Genomic DNA, 15,902 nt, shown 5'->3' on the forward strand with positions numbered 1-15,902 from the left:
ATCCTTCCTGGTGCGGTCAGCTGAGACCGACTCAGATGTCGAGGAAGCGGACGTCCTTGGCGTTACGCTGGATGAACGCGCGGCGGGCCTCGACGTCCTCGCCCATCAGGACCGAGAACAGGTCGTCGGCCTGGGCGGCGTCGTCGAGCGTGACCTGGCCGAGGACCCGGTGCTCCTGGTCCATGGTGGTCACGCGCAGCTCTTCGGCGTTCATCTCGCCGAGACCCTTGAAGCGCTGGATCGAGTCCTCGCGGACCCGCTTGCCGCGCTGCCGCCCCATCTCCAGGAGCGCGTCGCGCTCGCGGTCCGAGTACGCGTACTCGACGTCGTCCCGGCCCCACTTGATCTTGTACAGCGGCGGACGGGAGAGGTACACGTGCCCGGCCTCGACCAGCGGCCGCATGAAGCGGAACAGGAAGGTCAGCAGCAGGGTGGAGATGTGCTGGCCGTCGACGTCGGCGTCCGCCATCAGGATGATCTTGTGATAGCGGAGCTTCTCGATGTCGAAGTCCTCGTGCACACCCGTGCCGAACGCGGAGATCAGCGCCTGGATCTCCTGGTTCTGCAGGATCTTGTCGATCCGCGCCTTCTCGACGTTGAGGATCTTGCCCCGGATCGGGAGGATCGCCTGGTACTGCGGGTTACGGCCGGACTTGGCCGAGCCGCCGGCGGAGTCGCCCTCGACGATGAAGATCTCGCACTTGGTGGGGTCGTTCGACTGGCAGTCGGAGAGCTTGCCCGGCAGGGACGCCGACTCGAGGAGGCCCTTGCGGCGGGTCAGGTCACGGGCCTTGCGGGCCGCCACGCGCGCGGTGGCCGCCTGGATGCCCTTGCGGATGATGTCCGCCGCCTCGACCGGGTTGCGGTCCAGCCAGTCGTTCAGGTGCTCGTAGACCGCCTTCTGCACGAAGGTCTTGGCCTCCGTGTTGCCCAGTTTGGTCTTCGTCTGCCCCTCGAACTGCGGCTCGCTCAGCTTGACCGAGATGATCGCGGTCAGACCCTCGCGGATGTCGTCACCGGTGAGGTTGTCGTCCTTCTCACGCAGCAGCTTCTTGTCGCGCGCGTACTTGTTGATCAGCGAGGTCAGCGCCGCGCGGAAGCCCTCCTCGTGGGTGCCGCCCTCATGCGTGTGGATGATGTTGGCGAACGAGTACACGCCCTCGCTGTAGCCGCTGTTCCACTGCATGGCGACCTCGAGGGACAGGCTCTTGTCCTTGTCCTCGGCCTCCAGGTCGATCACCGTCGGGTGCACCACATCGCCCTTGCGGGAGTTGAGGTACTTCACGAAGTCGACGATGCCGCCCTCGTAGTGGTACGTGACGGTCTTGTCCTCGGCCTTCTCGTCCGCGCCCGCCTCGTCGGCGCCCGCGACGGCCTTCGCCGACTCGCGCTCGTCGGTGAGCCGGATCGTCAGGCCCTTGTTGAGGAAGGCCATCTCCTGGAAGCGCCGCGACAGCGTCTCGAAGGAGTACTCGGTGGTCTCGAAGATGTCCGGGTCCGCCCAGAACGTGACCGAGGTGCCGGTCTCGCCCGTCTCCTCGTGCTGCGCCAGCGGAGCCGTCGGGACGCCCAGCTTGTACTCCTGCGTCCAGCGGTGACCGTCGGTCCTGATCTCGACCGACACCTTGGACGACAGGGCGTTCACGACGGAGACACCCACACCGTGCAGACCGCCGGAGACGGCGTAACCACCACCGCCGAACTTGCCGCCCGCGTGCAGCACGGTCAGCACGACCTCGACGGCCGGCTTGCCCTCGGACGCCACGATGCCGACGGGGATGCCACGGCCGTTGTCGACGACACGCACGCCGCCGTCGGCCAGGATCGTCACGTCGATGGTGTCCGCATGGCCGGCCAGAGCCTCGTCGACGGAGTTGTCCACCACCTCGTACACGAGGTGGTGCAGGCCGCGCTCACCGGTCGAGCCGATGTACATACCGGGTCGCTTGCGGACCGCGTCCAGCCCTTCGAGCACGGTGATGGCGCTGGCGTCGTAGGAGGCGGTGACCTCACCGTTCGCGCCGGCGTCGGTGGACGGGATGTTCTCGTTGGGGTTGCCGGAATCGGCCACGAAGCGCCCTTTCTGGCACAGCACGAGCCGGGCTCGTCGGCGGGTTGCCGGAGCGGCTGCGGCATGTTGCGTTGGTAAGCCTTGATCAGCGTTGCTCAGCTTTTCCCGGACGGTCCCCACGTTCGGGGCGGGATTGCCTCCCAGTCTACCGGTAGCGCCGACAGTGATGGGGGTTTGCCGGTACCTGAGTCCGCATGTGCCGCCCTGAACCCGCCTCTGCCGACTCCCGATATGTGGATGGGGTCTCCAAGAGGCTCACAGAGGCACTCAGCGCTTCCGGCTGTCAACCCTTGGCTACTCCGGGGTCAGGTCGCGATTCGCAACCGCGTGCGGTTGTACGACGATCAGCCGAGGGCGGCGCACGAAGGCTCCACGCTCGGCTGATGACGTGACGCAAGTCACCCGTAGGTATCGCCGGGGCCCGTGCTCCCGGGGGCGCGCAACGGGCCGTAGCGCCGGGGCGGACCGCCGGGATTGAGCACCTTGATCATCCGAACGGTGCCATGCCCCAGGTCCTCGTTCAGCCGTGCGACCAGCGCGGGAGAGAGATGACGCAGCTGGGTCGCCCAGGCCGTGGAATCGCACTGGACGACCAGCACCCGCTCGTCCTCGTCATACCGCTGAGGCACACAGTGCTTGGCGAGATCCTCGCCCACGATCTGCGGCCAGCGGCCCATCACCCCACCCACCGCGGCCGGGGTCTCCCAGCCGCGCTCGGTGATCAACCGGTTGATCGCCGAACCCAGCGCCATCGGATCGCGGCCGTCGGCGCGCGCGCCGGAGCGCAGACCACCACGCCGCGCCTGTTTCTTCTGCTGCGCCGCGTCACCACGCGCGCGTGCCGCCTCCTTCGCCGCCCTGAGCGCCACGCGCGCCAGGTCGACACCGGAGGGTTCCTTCTTCGGAGCGGATCCGTCGGTGCTCACGCGCGCTCCACCACCCCGTCCGCCACCACGTACCGCACACCGGTCAGTAGGTGCGGCACATCGTCGTCCACAGCAGCGGTGACCAGCACCTGCTCCCCGGGCGCGACCAGCTCCGCCAGCCGCTCCCGGCGCCGCGCGTCCAACTCGGCGAACACGTCGTCGAGCACCAGCACCGGCTCATTGCCCTCGGCACGCAACAGGTCGTACGACGCCAGGCGCAGTGCCAGCGCGTACGACCAGGACTCGCCGTGCGAGGCATACCCCTTGGCGGGCAGCTGCCCCAGCTTGAGGGCCAGGTCGTCGCGGTGCGGACCGACCAGCGTGACACCCCGCTCGATCTCCTGCTTGCGGGCGTCCGCCAGCGCCGCCATCACCTGGCCGTACAGATCCTCACGCGTGTGCGCCTCACCGGGCGCCGACGGCTTGTACTCCAGCCCGACCGGGCCACCACCCGGCGCCAGCTGCTCATACGCCTTGTCGGCCAGCGGCTGGAGCGCGGCGATCAGGTCGAGCCGCTGGGCGAGCAGCTCGGCACCGGCCCGCGCGAGGTGCTGGTCCCACACGTCCAGCGTGGACAGATCCATCGAACGGCCACCGTGCCGCCGGGCAAGGGCCGCGCTCTTCAACAGGGTGTTCCGCTGCTTGAGGACACGCTCGTAGTCGGACCGCACACCGGCCATCCGCGGCGACCGCGCCGTGATCAACTCGTCCAGGAAGCGCCGCCGCTCACCCGGGTCGCCCTTCACCAGCGCGAGATCCTCCGGCGCGAACAGCACCGTCCGTACGATCCCCAGCACATCCCGCGGTCTGACCTGCGAGGACCTGTTGATACGGGCACGGTTGGCCCGGCCCGGGTTGAGCTCCAGCTCGACCAGCTGCTGCCGGTCGCCCTGCCGCACCTGCGCCCGGATGACCGCCCGCTCGGCGCCCATCCGGACCAGGGGAGCATCGGAGGCGACCCGGTGGCTGCCGAGGTTGGCGAGATAACCGACGGCCTCGACGAGGTTGGTCTTGCCCTGGCCGTTGGGGCCGACGAAGGCGGTGACGCCCGGGTCGAGCGGAACCTCGACCCGGGCATAGGAGCGGAAGTCGGCCAGCGACAGATGCGTGACGTGCATGGGTGTTTCGCCGACCTCCCCGTGACCTGCTACTTCGTCTCTACTTCGCCTCTACGGCGTGGCCGCCGAACTGGTTGCGCAGCGCGGCGATCATCTTCATCTGCGGCGAGTCCTCCTGCCGGGAGGCGAACCGCGCGAACAGCGAGGCGGTGATCGCGGGAAGCGGCACCGCGTTGTCTATCGCGGCCTCCACCGTCCACCGGCCCTCGCCGGAGTCCTGAGCGAAACCCTTCAGCCTGTCCAGGTGCTCGTCCCCGTCGAGGGAGTTCACCGCGAGGTCGAGCAGCCAGGAACGGATGACCGTGCCCTCCTGCCAGGAGCGGAAGACCTCGCGCACATCCGTGACGGAGTCGACCTTCTCCAGGAGCTCCCAACCCTCAGCGTAGGCCTGCATCATCGCGTACTCGATGCCGTTGTGGACCATCTTCGCGAAGTGGCCCGCGCCGACCCTGCCGGCGTGCACCGCACCGAAATCGCCCTCGGGCTTGAGCGCCTCGAAGACCGGCCGCACCTTCTCGACGTGCTCGGCGTCACCGCCGTACATCAGCGCGTAGCCGTTCTCCAGGCCCCAGACACCGCCGGAGACCCCGCAGTCGACGAAACCGATGCCCTTGGCCGCCAGCTCCTCGGCGTGCCGCTCGTCGTCCGTCCAGCGGGAGTTGCCGCCGTCGACGACCACGTCACCGGGCTCCAGCAGCTCGGCCAGCTCGTCGACCGTGGACTGGGTCGGCGCCCCGGCCGGGACCATCACCCACACCACGCGGGGCCCGCTGAGCTTGCCCACAAGCTCTTCCAGGCTGTGGACGTCGGCGAGGTCCGGGTTGCGGTCGTATCCGACGACGGTGTGGCCCGCGCGGCGGATCCGCTCGCGCATGTTGCCGCCCATCTTGCCGAGGCCGACGAGACCGAGCTCCATCAGTTGGTTCCTTAGGTTGCGGTGTGGCAGGAGAGGCACTTTCGTGCCGCGCCCGAGCCTAATCGCGACCCTTTGTGCACAGTTGTGGGCCCAGCCGCTCACCTGGGGAAACCCACCCGGGCACAGCGCCCGCCACCCACAGGGAGGCGGCGGCACTGTGCACAGCTGTGGACAACGTCAGCCGCTCAGCCGCACCGGCATGATCAGGTACTTGTACGCCTCGTCCGCCTCCGCGTCGAGCGCCGGCTTCCCGCTCAGCAGCGCCGGCTTCGTGGACGTCGTGAACGACAGCTGGGCCACCGGCGAGTCGATCGCGCTCAGACCGTCGAGCAGGAAGGTCGGGTTGAAGGCGATCGAGACGTCGTCGCCCTCCAGCTGCGCGTCGACCCTCTCCACAGCCTGTGCGTCGTCACTGGAGCCGGCCTCCAGGATCAGCACGCCCTGCTCGAAGCTGAGCCGCACCGGGGTGTTCCGCTCGGCCACCAGGGCGACACGCTTGACGGCCTCCACGAAGGGGGCGGTCTCGATCACGGCGACGGAGTTGAACTCGGTCGGGAACAGTGAGCGGTACTTCGGCAGGTCGCCCTCGAGCAGCCGCGTGGTCGTCCGCCGGCCCGCGCCCTCGAAACCGATGAGCCCCTCGCCCGCGCCCGAGCCGGACAGCGCCAGGATCACGCTGTCGCCGCTCGTGAGGGCCTTGGCGGTGTCCAGGAGCGTCTTGGCGGGCACCAGGGCCACCGCGGACGCCTCGGGGTTCTCCGGCTTCCACAGGAACTCACGGACCGCGAAGCGGTACCGGTCGGTGGAGGCCAGGGTGACCGTGTCGCCCTCGATCTCGATGCGGACACCGGTCAGCACCGGCAGGGTGTCGTCACGCCCGGCGGCGATGGCCACCTGGGAGACGGCGGAGGCGAAGACCTCACCGGGGACGGTGCCCGTCGCGTTCGGCATCTGCGGCAGCGAGGGGTACTCCTCCACCGGCAGGGTGTGCAGCGTGAACCGGGACGATCCACAGACCACCGTGGCCCGTACACCGTCTGTGGAAATCTCCACCGGCCGGTTGGGCAGGGCACGGCAGATGTCGGCGAGCAGCCGCCCCGAGACCAGGACCGTGCCCTCCTCCTCGACCTCGGTCTCGACGCTGACCCGCGCGGAGACCTCGTAGTCGAAGCTGGACAGGCTCAGCTGGCCGTCCTCGGCCTTCAGCAGCAGGCCGGCGAGGACCGGCGCCGGCGGACGGGCCGGGAGGCTGCGTGCCGCCCAGGCCACTGCCTCCGCGAGTACGTCGCGTTCCACCCGGATCTTCACCGTAAGCCCGCCTCCTGCTGTTGCCGGGGCTTCTCGCCCTGCTGCGTCTTCGTCGTCTGACTCGGTGTCGTGAACCCCGGTGAGGGGAAGAACACCGGGGACCAGTCTGACGCACCGCACTGACAGCTGGTGCCCGTCGAGGTCAAGTCGTGACGAGGCGCGGTCAAAGGCCGAAGAGCGAGTTGTGCACAGGGCCCTCTTCGAAACGGATTCCCAGCTCTCTCTAGTTGGGAGTAGTAGTAGGGGCTGTGGATACCGTGGATAACCCCGTTTTCCCAGGTCAGGGGCCAGATTTTATCCACTGCCCCTGTGGGTTAAGCCGGTGGACAACCAGGTGTCTCTGTGGAGAACAGAAAGTTCTGCACACACCGTGCACAGCCCGAGGCGACTTCTCCCCAGCGCCGTCCCCAGCTTTACCCACCTTTCCCACAGGCCAACCCGGCAGCTTCGTGTGACGCCTTTCACTCGACACGGTGAGCCGGCGCGTCACGTTGCCGAACAGTGGACAGCCATGTGGAGAAGCTGGGAATCGCTGGGGACAACCACCCCTCAGCCTGTGAGGTATCGGTGGACAACTTCATACACAGGCTGTGGATGCCTTCCTCGTCCACAGCCTGTGGAGATCCGTCGTCCACGATTCCACAGCCCCCTGAGCTGGCCCGATGCCTTTTCACCCGTCGGCCTGTGGACGACGTTCGGGACAACTTCACAGTCCCCAGGGTGTGGACGCAAGAAAGTCGGCAAATCTGTGGAGGACGCCCGTAACCAGGCCGGTAATCGAACAGCTGAGGGGCGCACCTTCGCGGCGCCGCTCGGTGGACGCGCCCCGTCAGAGGCGCGGAGAACCGCGTGAGCAACCATGGACGGACCCGCGGCGACCCCCTGCCGAGCCACCCCAGGACGCCGAAAGGCGCCCCGGGGATCTCTCCCAAGGGCGCCCTGAACGCCGTAGAACTAGCCGTTCTTGATGCGGTTCGTCAGCTCCGTCACCTGGTTGTAGATCGACCGCCGCTCCGCCATCAACGCCCGGATCTTCCGGTCGGCGTGCATCACGGTCGTGTGGTCCCGGTTGCCGAACTGCGCCCCGATCTTCGGCAGTGACAGGTCCGTGAGCTCTCGGCACAGGTACATGGCGATCTGCCGCGCGGTGACCAGCTGGCGGCCGCGCGAGCTGCCGCACAGGTCCTCGACCGTGAGCCCGAAGTAGTCCGCGGTCGCCGCCATGATCGCCGTCGCGCTGATCTCCGGCGTCGCGTCCTGGCCGCCGGGGATCAGGTCCTTGAGGACGATCTCCGTCAGCCCCAGGTCCACCGGCTGCCGGTTGAGCGACGCGAACGCCGTCACCCGGATCAGCGCGCCCTCCAGCTCACGGATGTTGCGCGAGATCCGGGAGGCGATGAACTCCAGCACCTCCGGCGGTGCGTTGAGCTGCTCCTGGACCGCCTTCTTGCGGAGGATCGCGATGCGCGTCTCCAGTTCCGGCGGCTGGACATCGGTGGTCAGGCCCCACTCGAAACGGTTCCTCAGCCTGTCCTCCAGTGTCACCAGCTGCCTGGGCGGCCGGTCACTGGACAGCACGATCTGCTTGTTCGCGTTGTGGAGCGTGTTGAAGGTGTGGAAGAACTCCTCCTGCGTCGACTCCTTGTCCGCGAGGAACTGGATGTCGTCGACGAGCAGGATGTCCATCTCGCGGTACCGCTTGCGGAAGCTGTCGCCCTTGCCGTCGCGGATCGAGTTGATGAACTCGTTGGTGAACTCCTCCGAGCTCACGTAGCGCACGCGCGTGCCGGGGTAGAGGCTCCGCGCGTAGTGCCCGATCGCATGCAGCAGGTGCGTCTTGCCGAGTCCCGACTCCCCGTAGATGAAGAGGGGGTTGTAGGCCTTGGCGGGTGCTTCGGCGACGGCGACCGCGGCCGCGTGCGCGAAGCGGTTGGACGCGCCGATGACGAAGGTGTCGAAGAGGTACTTGGGGTTGAGGCGGGCGGTCGGTTCGCCGGGACCCGACGCCGGTGCGGGCTTGGCGCCCAGCGGTCCGGGCGCGCCGGGCGCGGCCGGCAGGTCCGGGCGTCCCGGACCGCCCCGGCGGCCCTGGCCGGGCCCGCCCGGCGGCTCGGACCGCTCGCGGCGGCCGGTGTCCCGCTGGTCGTAGTCGCCACGGTCGTAGTCGGACCGTTCGTATTCGGGACGGTCGTAGTCGGGGCGCTGCGGTTCGTACTCCGTGCGCTGCTGCTCGTACGGCGGCCGGTCCATCGGCTGCTGGGGCCGGTAATCCTGGGAGTAGGCGTCGCCGTAACCGTCCGAGCGGTAGGTGTCCTGCGACGGTGAGGCGTAGGGGTCGCGTTCGGGGAAGCCGAGGCGGGGCTGCTGCCAGCTGTATTCGTCCTGCCCCGGGCGGGGCCAGGCGCCGGGTTCGGGGCGCTGGTACTCGGAGGGGTAGGCGGGCCGGGCGGTGGGAAGCTGGTCGGCGCGCGGGGGCGGCGGTTGGTCGCGGCCGCCCTGCTCGGGCGGGTGGTCGGCGCGGTGTCGGCCGTATCCGCCTTCGTACTGCGGGGAGGGGAGCTCGGGCTCCTCGTAACGCTGTGGCTGCACGGGGGGTGCCGGCGGGGTCGGGGGTTCGCTCGCGGAGTCGTCCACGGTGATCGCGATCCGGATCGGGCGCCCGCACTCGCGGCTCAGCGTCTCGCTGACGATGGGCGCGAGCCGGCCCTCCAGCACGTTCTTCGCGAATTCGTTCGGTACCGCGAGCAGAGCGGTGTCCGCGACCAGGGCGAGCGGCTGGCAGCGTCGGATCCAGTGTTCGTCCTTGCCCTCCACACCCTGACCGCGGCCCTCACCGAGGAGCTGCTCCAGTACTCGTGGCCACACTGCGGCAAGATCGGCAGGTACGTCAGCCACAGGGCACGCTCTCTCACAGGTCCCACGAACGTGTGGTTCGAGGACGGGTCGGGATGAATATCGGGTCGGGCGGGGATAAAGGAACGAATCGGAGTTCAGCCACGGTAGTCAGCGTGGCGGGTGCGGTTCAAGTTGTTGTCCCCAGCCTGTGGATAGTGTCTCTCCGTCACTGCTGGTTTGACCGAATGGCGTAGCCCCGCGTACCGTAACCAGGTCGAGTTGTCGATGGCTGCTGCCGCCTGCCTCCGATGGGCACAGATCGCTGAAGGTGATCGGGAAGCGGTGCACTCGGGCGTGATGCGAGCTACTCGTGGGCGCACGGTGACAGCCAGGACGGCACCCGCCACACCGATTTGATTTCTGGAGCCCCCGAGTGAGCAAGCGCACCTTCCAGCCGAACAACCGTCGTCGTGCCAAGACCCACGGCTTCCGCCTGCGGATGCGCACCCGTGCCGGTCGCGCGATTCTGGCGAACCGCCGCAGCAAGGGTCGCGCCAGCCTGTCCGCCTGATTCCGATCAGGTCATGACATCGTGCTGCCCACCGAGAACCGGCTGAGGCGGCGCGAGGACTTCGCGACCGCTGTACGACGAGGTCGCCGGGCCGGCCGCTCGTCCCTCGTCGTCCACCTTCGTAGCGGTGCCACGGACCCGCACGCGCCTGGGGAGAGCGCTCCCTCGACGCGTGCGGGTTTCGTCGTGAGCAAAGCAGTGGGTGGCGCGGTCGTGCGCAACAAAGTCAAGCGCAGACTGCGTCACCTGATGCGTGACCGAGTCGCCCTGTTTCCCCCCGGTAGCCTGGTAGTCGTACGAGCGCTGCCCGGAGCGGGCGACGCCGACCATGGACAGCTGGCCCGAGACCTGGATGCCGCCATCGAACGGCTACTGGGAGGGGGCGCGCGATGAAGTACCCACTGCTGGCTCTGATCAAGCTGTACCAGTGGACGATCAGTCCGTTGCTGGGGCCGGTGTGCAAGTACTACCCGTCGTGCTCCCACTACGGCTACACAGCCATTGACCGGCACGGTGCGATCAAGGGGACGGCGCTCACTGCCTGGCGCATCCTGCGGTGCAATCCGTGGTCGCTCGGCGGTGTGGATCATGTTCCTCCGCGTAAGCGACCGCGGTGGCACGAAATGCTGCGTGGCGCCTGGCGTGCACGCAAGGGCGGGCCCTCCGCCGCCGAACCGGCCACCGAGGAGAAGCTTGCTTCCGAGCTTCCTTCGAGCCCGGCCGCAGAGACTTCGTCCCATGCCCAAGGAGCATGATTAGTGGACACGATTGCCAGCTTTTTCAGCTTCATCACGACACCCGTTTCATGGGTCATCGTCCAGTTCCACTCGGTGTACGGGAAGATCTTCGGTCCCGACACGGGGTGGGCCTGGGGCTTGTCCATCGTGTCTCTGGTGATCCTGATCCGCATCTGCCTGATCCCGCTCTTCGTGAAGCAGATCAAGGCGACCCGGGCCATGCAGACGCTGCAGCCTGAGATGAAGAAGATCCAGGAGCGCTACAAGAACGACAAGCAGCGTCAGTCCGAAGAGATGATGAAGCTGTACAAGGAGTCGGGTACCAACCCGCTCTCCTCGTGCCTTCCCATCCTCGCGCAGTCGCCGTTCTTCTTCGCCCTGTACCACGTGCTCAACGGCATCGCGACGGGCTCGACGATCGGCGTCATCAACGACCCGCTGCTCGCCAGCGCCCGTAAGGCGCACATCTTCGGTGCCCCGCTCGCCGCGAAGTTCACGGACGGGTCGTCGAAGGTGGAGGCGCTCGGCGCTTCCCTGACCGACGTCCGGGTCGTCACCGCGATCATGATCGTCCTGATGTCGGCGTCGCAGTTCTACACGCAGCGTCAGCTGATGACGAAGAACGTCGACACCACCGTGAAGACGCCGTTCATGCAGCAGCAGAAGATGCTGATGTATGTCTTTCCGGTCATGTTCGCCGTCTTCGGCATCAACTTCCCGGTCGGTGTCCTCGTCTACTGGCTGACCACCAACGTGTGGACCATGGGCCAGCAGATGTACGTCATCCGCAACAACCCGACCCCGGGCTCCAAGGCTCAGGCCGCGTACCTGGAGCGTCTGACCAAGCACGTCACGCACCACGGCAAGGCCGGTAAGCGCAGCGAGCGCACCATCATCAAGGCGATCGTTGCCAAGGGCCGGGACCGCAACGAGTTCGAGCGCAAGTTCATCAACGCGCTGACCAAGGCGGGCCTCGTGGCCCAGGCCGACGGCGCCGTGGTGAAGGGCGAGGCTCAGGCCGCCGCGGAGACCGAGGACGGCGTCGTGACCACCGGTGCGGCCAAGCGTCAGCAGCCCAAGCGCCAGACCAAGGCCCAGCGTCAGTCCGGCAGCGCGAAGGCGGCCGGCGAGCCGGCGGCCTCTGCTGAGAAGGAGGACTCCGCCGAGAAGGAGGACTCTGCCGAGCCGACGACCTCGCTGGAGAAGTCCGACGAGCCGCAGGACGCCAAGCCGGCCGCCCGGCAGCAGCCCCCGAAGGGCGGTTCCAACGGCCGCAGCAGGGCCCAGTCCGGTCAGCGCAAGGGCGGTCCGCAGCGCCCCAAGTCCCCGTCCAAGAAGTAAGAAGGAGCCCATCCCGTGACGGAAGGCACCACCTCCGCTGCCGAGGGTGCAGACACCCTCTCCCGCCTGGAGCAGGAGGGCGAGATCGCGGCGGACTACCTCGAGGGTCTGCTGGACATCGCCGACCTCGACGGCGACATCGACATGGATGTCGAGGCCGACCGCGCCTCTGTGTCGATCATCAGCGAAGCGGGCGGCCGCGACCTGCAGAAGCTGGTCGGCCGTGACGGCGAGGTGCTGGAGGCGCTTCAGGAGCTGACCCGCCTGGCTGTGCACCGGGAGACCGGTGACCGCAGTCGGCTGATGCTCGACATCGCGGGCTACCGCGCCAAGAAGCGCACCGAGCTCTCCGAGCTGGGTGCCAAGGCTGCTGCCGAGGTGAAGAGCACCGGCGAGCCCGTGAAGCTCAAGCCGATGAGCCCGTTCGAGCGCAAGGTCGTGCACGACGCGGTCAAGTCCGCCGGACTGCGCAGCGAGTCGGAGGGCGAGGAGCCGCAGCGGTTCGTCGTCGTGCTGCCCGCCTGATCGGTCCCCCCGTTTCACCGGCCCCGTCTGTTGAGCAGGCGGGGCCGAACTTTGTCAGCCTGGTAGTTCTGGTGGCCGGTGCGTGAAGCGCCGGCGCTGTACGGAAGGACGGTCCCCGTGACGGAGGCTGCAGAGCTCCCCCCGGCGCCTGAGCAGGCGCGGGAAGTGTTCGGCGAGCGCTATGCCGATGCGGTCCGCTATGCGGAGCTGCTCGCCGAGGCAGGCGTGCAGCGTGGTCTGATCGGCCCACGGGAGGTACCTCGCCTGTGGGAGCGGCACCTGCTGAACTGCGCGGTGCTCTCCGAGGCTGTTCCCGAAGGGGTGACGGTGTGCGATGTCGGCTCCGGTGCCGGCCTGCCGGGCATTCCGCTGGCGCTGGTCAGGGAAGACCTCAACATCACGCTGCTGGAGCCGCTGCTGCGGCGCACCAACTTCCTGACCGAGGTCGTCGAGCTGCTGGGCCTGGACCATGTGACCGTCGTGCGTGGTCGCGCCGAGGAGGTCATGGGCAAGCTGCCTCCGGTGCATGTGGTGACGGCGCGTGCTGTGGCCCCGCTGGACCGGCTGGCCACCTGGGGCATCCCGCTGCTGCGGCCCTACGGCGAGATGCTCGCCCTGAAGGGGGACACGGCGGAGGAGGAGCTGAAGGCTGCGGCCACCGCCCTCGCCAAGCTCGGCGCGGTGTCCACGTCCATCCTGCATGTGGGTGAGGGGGTGGTGGACCCGCTGTCCACCGTCGTGCGGGTGGAGGTCGGGGAGAGTCCGGGGGGTGTGCGCTTCGCGGCGAAGCGGGCGAAGGCGGCTCGTACTGGCCGGACGCGTAGGCGCCGCTGATCCGTCCTGACGACCAGACGTACTCCACACAAGCTGCCAAACCTACGCATGACGGAGTGTCGCGGCTTTTCGGTACTGCTCGCTGTGCATCGTGTTTCACGTGAAACGTCGCTCACTGTTGCACGGCATCATCGGCCGGGGCCGCGCTGCGGCCGAACCGCGCGACCGAAAGCCCCTCGGTTCCCTCAGAGAAGAGGCCTCTGGTGACACTCCGTCCCTCCTGCGGGGCAGGAAGTTGTCCACAGAGGTGGATTTCTCCACAGAAGAACAGGCCTCACTGGTTCACGACCCCGAAGGCATGGGAGGCTCTGTTCATTGCGAGCCTGAAGTCGAGGAGAGTGAATCCTTGCGGTCCGACGCCAACATCGCGGGACCGATGACCGATCCGGTCCCCGGTCCCCGTACCGAGTCGATGGGGGCGGATGTTTCACGTGAAACACCGCCTCCGATGGACGACACTCCCATCGGTCGTGCTGCCCAACTTGCGGTGGAGGCTCTGGGTCGCGCCGGCGAAGGCCTGCCACGTCCGGAGCAGACCCGAGTCATGGTGGTCGCCAACCAGAAGGGCGGTGTGGGCAAGACGACGACGACCGTCAACCTTGCCGCATCGCTGGCACTCCACGGTGCCCGCGTCCTGGTGATCGACCTCGACCCACAGGGCAATGCCTCCACCGCGCTGGGGATCGATCATCACGCCGAAGTTCCATCGATCTACGACGTGCTGGTCGAGAGCAAGCCGCTGGCTGAGGTCGTCCAGCCGGTAGTGGACGTCGAAGGCCTCTTCTGCGCCCCCGCCACGATCGATCTCGCCGGTGCGGAGATCGAGCTGGTGTCCCTGGTGGCACGCGAGAGCCGGCTTCAGCGCGCGATCCAGGCGTACGAACAGCCGCTGGACTACATCCTCATCGACTGCCCGCCCTCGCTCGGCCTGCTGACGGTCAACGCGCTGGTCGCGGGCGCCGAGGTGCTCATCCCGATCCAGTGCGAGTACTACGCTCTGGAGGGCCTCGGCCAGCTGCTGCGCAATGTCGACCTGGTGCGGGGGCACCTCAACCCCACACTGCATGTGTCGACCATCCTGCTCACCATGTACGACGGCCGGACGCGTCTTGCTTCCCAGGTCGCGGACGAGGTGCGCAGCCACTTCGGCGACGAGGTGTTGCGGACGAGCATTCCTCGCTCTGTCCGTATCTCCGAGGCGCCGAGCTATGGGCAGACGGTACTGACCTACGATCCTGGATCGAGTGGTGCCCTCTCCTACCTTGAGGCGGCCCGAGAAATCGCGCTCAAGGGTCTCGGCGTCAGCTACGACCCGACGCAGGCCCACATTGGCGCACAGAGTAATCCGAGCATGGTGGAGGGGATCCAGTGAGCGAGCGACGGAGGGGGCTGGGGCGTGGTCTCGGCGCACTGATCCCAGCTGCCCCGACAGAGAAGACTCCGGCCCAGACAGCGGTGGGCGGTACGGGATCTTCGTCCTCCGCGGTGGTCCCGGTACTGACGACCGACCGTGGGGTCGCCGCCGCCAAGGTGACGACGCTGCCGGCTGTTTCACATGAGACTGAGGAGCCCTCGGTCTTCGGTGTGGCTCCGGAAGTGCCCCCTTCCCCGGTGGGCGCCTACTTCGCGGAGATCCCCCTCGACGACATCTCGCCGAATCCGCGCCAGCCGCGTGAGGTCTTCGACGAGGACGCACTGCAGGAGCTGGTCACCTCCATCCAGGAGGTAGGCCTCCTACAGCCGGTCGTCGTACGCCAGCTGGGTCCCTCGCGCTATGAGCTCATCATGGGCGAGCGGCGCTGGCGGGCCTGCCGTGAGGCCGGCCTGCAGGCCATCCCGGCGATCGTCCGGGCGACGGATGACGAGAAGCTCCTCCTGGACGCGCTGCTGGAGAACCTCCACCGCGCCCAGCTGAACCCGCTGGAAGAGGCCGCCGCCTACGACCAGCTGCTGAAGGACTTCAACTGCACGCACGACCAGCTGGCCGACCGCATCGGGCGCTCCCGTCCGCAGGTCTCCAACACCCTGCGGCTGCTGAAGCTCTCGCCGGCCGTCCAGCGCCGAGTCGCCGCCGGAGTCCTGTCGGCCGGGCACGCTCGGGCGCTGCTCTCCGTCGATGACTCGGAGGAGCAGGACCGGCTGGCCCACCGGATCGTGGCCGAGGGGCTGTCGGTGCGGGCTGTCGAGGAGATCGTGACCCTCATGGGCTCGCGGCCGCAGATGACCGCCCGTGCCAAGGGGCCGCGTGCGGGCGCCCGGGTCTCCCCGGCGCTGAGCGACCTCGCTACCCGGCTCTCGGACCGCTTCGAGACGCGGGTGAAGGTCGACCTGGGCCAGAAGAAGGGCAAGATCACCGTCGAGTTCGCTTCGATGGAAGACCTTGAGCGGATCCTCGGCACGCTCGCCCCGGGCGAGGGCCCGGTCCTCCACCAGGGGATCCACGACGCCGACTCCGCGGGTCCTGAGGAATCCGAGGACTGACCGTCCCGGGGGCGTTCTGCCCGGGACCGTGGCGGGTGTTCTCGCGCGGGACCAAGGTGGTTTCCGCCCGCGTCGGCGCCCTGTCCCCTGTCCGTCCGAGAGCGGATCGTGTCCGGTGTGTACCGGAACACGATCCGCTCTTTGCTTTCAGGCGGTATCGATGGAATCGCTGTGTGGATACGATGCGTTCGGGTACGGCGGATCCACCTGACGGCTGGCAGCACCTCTGAATGGGAGGC

Annotated in this window: 14 protein-coding genes; 8 read left to right on the plus strand and 6 right to left on the minus strand. The window is 67.9% G+C overall.

The window, feature by feature from the left end; all coding sequences use genetic code 11:
- Positions 1-31: 31 nt before the first annotated feature.
- The 6 genes from gyrB to dnaA all read right to left on the minus strand — a co-directional run bounded on the left by gyrB (position 32) and on the right by dnaA (position 9,234).
- On the minus strand, positions 32-2,095 hold the full coding sequence (gyrB, locus tag AB0D59_RS01465; RefSeq protein ID WP_362559379.1) for a DNA topoisomerase (ATP-hydrolyzing) subunit B: 2,064 nt from the start codon (positions 2,093-2,095) through the stop codon (positions 32-34).
- Positions 2,096-2,469: 374 nt separating this feature from the next.
- Positions 2,470-2,997 carry a DciA family protein gene (locus AB0D59_RS01470; RefSeq protein ID WP_362559382.1) on the minus strand — a complete coding sequence of 176 codons (528 nt, stop codon included), beginning with the start codon at positions 2,995-2,997 and terminating at the stop codon, positions 2,470-2,472.
- Positions 2,994-4,115, minus strand: coding sequence for a DNA replication/repair protein RecF (gene recF / locus AB0D59_RS01475; RefSeq protein WP_362559384.1), 1,122 nt, complete (start codon positions 4,113-4,115; stop codon positions 2,994-2,996). The genes AB0D59_RS01470 and recF overlap by 4 nt, the downstream gene beginning before the upstream one ends.
- 40 nt (positions 4,116-4,155) lie before the next feature.
- Positions 4,156-5,031 (minus strand): phosphogluconate dehydrogenase (NAD(+)-dependent, decarboxylating), encoded by an 876-nt coding sequence (gene gnd / locus AB0D59_RS01480; protein ID WP_362559387.1) that lies wholly within the window; start codon positions 5,029-5,031, stop codon positions 4,156-4,158.
- A gap of 177 nt (positions 5,032-5,208) precedes the next feature.
- Complete coding sequence (dnaN, locus tag AB0D59_RS01485; RefSeq protein WP_351695869.1) at positions 5,209-6,339, minus strand: DNA polymerase III subunit beta; 1,131 nt, start codon at positions 6,337-6,339, stop codon at positions 5,209-5,211.
- A gap of 954 nt (positions 6,340-7,293) precedes the next feature.
- Complete coding sequence (gene dnaA, locus AB0D59_RS01490) at positions 7,294-9,234, minus strand: chromosomal replication initiator protein DnaA (protein ID WP_362559390.1); 1,941 nt, start codon at positions 9,232-9,234, stop codon at positions 7,294-7,296.
- A 373-nt stretch (positions 9,235-9,607) separates the two neighbouring features.
- Between dnaA and rpmH the strand changes: the two genes are divergently transcribed.
- The 8 genes from rpmH to AB0D59_RS01530 all read left to right on the plus strand — a co-directional run bounded on the left by rpmH (position 9,608) and on the right by AB0D59_RS01530 (position 15,663).
- The gene (gene rpmH / locus AB0D59_RS01495; RefSeq protein ID WP_005482975.1) at positions 9,608-9,745 is read left to right on the plus strand and encodes a 50S ribosomal protein L34; all 138 of its coding nucleotides are present in this window, start codon (positions 9,608-9,610) and stop codon (positions 9,743-9,745) included.
- A gap of 21 nt (positions 9,746-9,766) precedes the next feature.
- The gene (rnpA, locus tag AB0D59_RS01500) at positions 9,767-10,138 is read left to right on the plus strand and encodes a ribonuclease P protein component (RefSeq protein WP_362559393.1); all 372 of its coding nucleotides are present in this window, start codon (positions 9,767-9,769) and stop codon (positions 10,136-10,138) included.
- Positions 10,135-10,500, plus strand: a complete 366-nt coding sequence (yidD, locus tag AB0D59_RS01505) for a membrane protein insertion efficiency factor YidD (RefSeq protein ID WP_362559395.1) — start codon at positions 10,135-10,137, stop codon at positions 10,498-10,500. The genes rnpA and yidD overlap by 4 nt, the downstream gene beginning before the upstream one ends.
- A gap of 3 nt (positions 10,501-10,503) precedes the next feature.
- Positions 10,504-11,823 carry a membrane protein insertase YidC gene (yidC, locus tag AB0D59_RS01510; RefSeq protein ID WP_362559398.1) on the plus strand — a complete coding sequence of 440 codons (1,320 nt, stop codon included), beginning with the start codon at positions 10,504-10,506 and terminating at the stop codon, positions 11,821-11,823.
- 15 nt (positions 11,824-11,838) lie between these two features.
- Positions 11,839-12,348: a R3H domain-containing nucleic acid-binding protein gene (locus AB0D59_RS01515; protein ID WP_362559400.1), complete on the plus strand. Its 510-nt coding sequence runs from the start codon at positions 11,839-11,841 to the stop codon at positions 12,346-12,348.
- Positions 12,349-12,465: 117 nt separating this feature from the next.
- Positions 12,466-13,182 carry a 16S rRNA (guanine(527)-N(7))-methyltransferase RsmG gene (gene rsmG / locus AB0D59_RS01520; protein ID WP_362559402.1) on the plus strand — a complete coding sequence of 239 codons (717 nt, stop codon included), beginning with the start codon at positions 12,466-12,468 and terminating at the stop codon, positions 13,180-13,182.
- Between the two features lie 298 nt (positions 13,183-13,480).
- Entirely contained in the window at positions 13,481-14,554 is a 1,074-nt protein-coding gene (locus AB0D59_RS01525) for a ParA family protein (RefSeq protein ID WP_351696270.1), read from the plus strand.
- Positions 14,551-15,663 (plus strand): ParB/RepB/Spo0J family partition protein, encoded by a 1,113-nt coding sequence (locus AB0D59_RS01530; protein WP_362559405.1) that lies wholly within the window; start codon positions 14,551-14,553, stop codon positions 15,661-15,663. The genes AB0D59_RS01525 and AB0D59_RS01530 overlap by 4 nt, the downstream gene beginning before the upstream one ends.
- Positions 15,664-15,902: the final 239 nt, after the last annotated feature.

The sequence above is a fragment of the Streptomyces sp. NPDC048417 genome (assembly GCF_040651615.1).
GTDB lineage: Bacteria > Actinomycetota > Actinomycetes > Streptomycetales > Streptomycetaceae > Streptomyces.